Below are 1,220 nucleotides of genomic sequence, written 5' to 3' on the forward strand. Positions count from 1 at the left end.
ACCCTGCTGGTCGGCAACAATGCGTCACTGGGTGGCGGCGCGCTGACCGTGTCCGGCGCATCCAGCCTGGGCGCCACCCAGTCGGTGATGCTGAACAACGCCGTGGCGCTGAACAGCAACCTGACGGTCAGCGGCGACTTCGCGCTGCGCCTCAACGGCAACATCACCGGCGGCGCGGCCAACAAACTGATCAAGACCGGATCGGGCAACCTGACCCTGACCGGCACCAGCAACTTCCAGGGCGGCGTCGAGCTCAATGGCGGCACCCTGACGGTGGCCACCAACTCCGGCGCCCTTGGCAGCGGCGCCGTGACCGCCACCGGCGACAGCCGCCTGGAGTACACCTCGCCGCAGGTGTCGAGCACCCCGATTTTCATCAACAACGGCGTGACCCTCGAGTTCGCCAACGTTGTCCAGATCATTAACATGGGCTCGATCGGCGGCTCCGCCACCAGCACCCTGGCGAAGACCGGAAGCGGCGAGCTCATGCTGTTCAATGCCAACGCTTTCAGCGGTTTGCTGGACGTGCGCGAGGGCACCGTCACCGCAGCGGTCGCCAACGCGCTGGGCACCAACCCGAACGTGCTGGTCGGCAGCGGTGCAACCGTCGCGCTGACGGCCAGCAACACCATCAACAGCCTGAGCGGCGCCGGTCAGGTGACCGTCATCGCCGGCAGCACCTTCACAGTGGGCGCCGGCAACGCCAGTTCGACCTTCTCCGGGGCACTCAGCGGCTTGGGAGCCCTGACCAAGTCTGGTACTGGCACCTTGACCCTGAGCGGTATCAGCGGCCTCAGCGGTAACACCACGGTCAGCGCCGGTCGCCTGAACATCGCCTCCAGCGGCTCGCTGGCCAGCAATCTGGTCACCGTGGCCAACGGCGCGACCCTCGGCGGCAGCGGTACGCTCACCGGTGGCGTGACCATCAATAGCGGCGGCCATCTGGCCGTCACCAGCGGCAGCACGCTCAATACCGGTACGCTGACGCTGGCCAGTGGCAGCAACCTGGATATCGGGCTGGGCACGCCGACCATCGCCACGCCGATGATCAACGTCACCGGCAACGTGGCGATCAACAACAGCACCTTCAACTTCAGCGATGCCGGTGGCCTGGCCAACGGCACTTACCGCCTGATCAACTACACCGGCACCCTGAACTACGGCGGTGCCAACCCGGGCATCTTCCCGGCGGATGTGGTGCTCGGGCAGATCACCCTGTC

Annotated in this window: 1 protein-coding gene; it reads left to right on the plus strand. The window is 66.3% G+C overall.

Features of this window, described 5'->3' with window-relative positions:
• On the plus strand, nt 1-1,220 hold a 1,220-nt coding region (locus CKW37_RS32275; RefSeq protein WP_177454514.1), incomplete at both ends, for an autotransporter-associated beta strand repeat-containing protein.

The sequence above is a fragment of the Pseudomonas sp. Irchel 3E13 genome (assembly GCF_900187455.1).
Classification (GTDB): domain Bacteria; phylum Pseudomonadota; class Gammaproteobacteria; order Pseudomonadales; family Pseudomonadaceae; genus Aquipseudomonas.